The 2,305-nt window shown below is 33.7% G+C and carries 4 protein-coding genes; all 4 read left to right on the top strand.

Translation table 11 applies throughout. From position 1 onward, the window contains the following. Window positions 1–105 precede the first annotated feature (105 nt). The 4 genes from OQ279_RS17490 (at window position 106) to OQ279_RS17505 (ending at window position 2,219) form a co-directional block, all read left to right on the top strand. Window positions 106–537, top strand: coding sequence for a lipocalin family protein (locus OQ279_RS17490; RefSeq protein ID WP_266071340.1), 432 nt, complete (start codon window positions 106–108; stop codon window positions 535–537). Between the two features lie 207 nt (window positions 538–744). Beyond that, on the top strand, window positions 745–1,038 hold the full coding sequence (locus OQ279_RS17495) for a type II toxin-antitoxin system HigB family toxin (protein ID WP_266071341.1): 294 nt from the start codon (window positions 745–747) through the stop codon (window positions 1,036–1,038). 4 nt (window positions 1,039–1,042) lie between these two features. Next, window positions 1,043–1,399, top strand: a complete 357-nt coding sequence (locus tag OQ279_RS17500; RefSeq protein WP_266071342.1) for a helix-turn-helix domain-containing protein — start codon at window positions 1,043–1,045, stop codon at window positions 1,397–1,399. 142 nt (window positions 1,400–1,541) lie between these two features. Further along, entirely contained in the window at window positions 1,542–2,219 is a 678-nt protein-coding gene (locus tag OQ279_RS17505) for a hypothetical protein (protein ID WP_266071343.1), read from the top strand. Window positions 2,220–2,305 lie beyond the last annotated feature (86 nt).

Below are 2,305 nucleotides of genomic sequence, written 5' to 3' on the forward strand. Positions count from 1 at the left end.
AATTGGAACTCAAACCAGAGGATCTGGGGTTTTCACCAACTTTAGTTCCAACCAACTAATTTGACGTTAGTCAGAATTAAAAAGTTCAACTCGAAAATTTAAATTATGAAGATTCTTAAAAAAATTGCATTTTACATCATTCTAGGAGTGTCTTTTATTAGTTGTAGTGACGATGATGAGGAAGTAAAAGAAAAAGATTCTTTAATAGGCACTTGGCAATTGGTACAGACCTATGCAAATTCAGGAGCTGGTCCCGGAAATTGGAATGAAGTAGAAGATGGTTATACTTACACATTTTTGCAAAACGGGGACTTCTATTCAACACGATTTGATGAATGCACTTCAGGAACGTTTTCTACAGAATCCAATCTTTTGATTCTGGACTTCGGTTGCGACGGATTTACAACCGGTATTGAAGCTCCAGAAGGAGTATTTGTTGAGGAATATATTTTTGATAATGGTTTGCTCGTTACGAACCCAACATATCTAACTTGTATCGAAGGATGTGGGTTTAAGTTCAGGAAAATGGTGAACTAAACTTTGGGCAACAACATATAAAAACAATGCTAAAACTTGTCTTGAATCGAAAGTCTGTGCGTACTTGCTGCGTCTGATTTTCCTGCGGAAAATCATCGCTGGCAATCGCCGCACTGTTTTTATACGAGACGTTAGCTCCAATATTTTTACAAAATCTTAGTTACCAATTTGGGAATTTAATTTATCTTTGTTTTAAAATAATTTGATGTGAGAATTATTGCGAAACGAACTTTACGTGATGTTTGGTTAAAACACGCTGACAGTGAACAACAATTAAAGTCCTGGTATCGAGAAACTGAGAAAACAAATTGGAATAATATAAACGATTTAAAGAAAGATTATCCGAGTGCAAGCATTTTACAGGAAAACAGAATCGTTTTCAACATAAAGGGTAACTCCTATAGATTAATTGTAAAGTTCAATTTTGAATATCAAATCTGCTACGTAAGATTTGTTGGAACTCACGCAGAATATGATAAAATAGACGCTAACAATATTTAATAAGATGAGAATAAAACCGATTAGAAACGAAGAAGATTATCAAAATGCTCTTCAAAGAATTGATGAGATTTTTGATGCAAAAAGAGGAACTGAAGAAGGAGATGAATTAGAAATTTTAGCAATTCTCATTGACAATTATGAAAATGAGAATTTTCCAATTGGAATGCCTGATCCGATAGAAGCCATAAAATTTAGAATGGAACAAATGGGTATGAAACAAAAAGATCTTGCAGAGGTTTTTGGATTCAAAAGTAGGGTGAGCGAAATTTTGAGTAAGAAAAGAAAACTAACTCTCGAAATGGTAAGAAAATTAAATACTACTCTACATATTCCGACAGAAGTTCTCGTCCAGGATTATTAATCCGAACAAAAAATACAGGAGCTAACAACGGTTAACACAAATACGGCTGACACGTCAAAAATGGCATTTTCGAATACCTTTAAAAATAGAATTAAAAGATCAATTCCATTCCCCAATCCGCACTTGCGTTAACCGGGACGTTGTGGCAAATTTAAAAGAGAGCTTTACAATATTGAAAATGAACAAATTTCTATCAAAACTCCTATTACCAATTGCCATTGCAACTGTATCTATCTCTTGTAACGGACAAAACTCAACACCCGAATTGGCATTAAGGGATTGTATAAATGAAAAGGTAAATCATAACATTAAAGAATATACAGGAAAACCAGAATTTGACTTTTTTGAATTTTCATTAGAAGCGGAGAAAATCTTATTGACCAACGGACTAATAGCCAATAACAGAAAAGAGGAATATTTAAAACTTTTGAAAAGTATTGATTCTTTAAGTTCGGAAAATGGAATTAAAGCATATAATCAGCTACAAGCATTAACCGACAAATATGGATTCAATTATAATCTATTTGTAATAGTAGATGGAGTTTTAAACCAGTGTCCTTACAAGGTTTATAAAAGCCAACAACTGAAAGAAGATCATTTGATTTACCGCCAGGGAAAACTTGTAAAAGAGTTAATGGATAATGGTTATTACCAAGAAGATCAGATAGAGGAATTATTTAAGGAAATAGATCAAAAGGACTTTAAAAATGAGGTCTATAAAGCTCCTATTATTTATTTGGTCTTAATGAATATGGATTTCCGATACGACCCCAACCTTAAAAGAAAAATAGATCCTTCTAAAATAATGGGTAACGAATAAAACTTGCCACAATAACTAAGCGTTCGTGTGGCCGGTACGGCCCAACATGAACGCCCTGTTGACTGAACCGGTTCTTTGCTGGTTGT

This window comes from Salinimicrobium profundisediminis (assembly GCF_026241755.1).
Lineage (GTDB): Bacteria > Bacteroidota > Bacteroidia > Flavobacteriales > Flavobacteriaceae > Salinimicrobium > Salinimicrobium profundisediminis.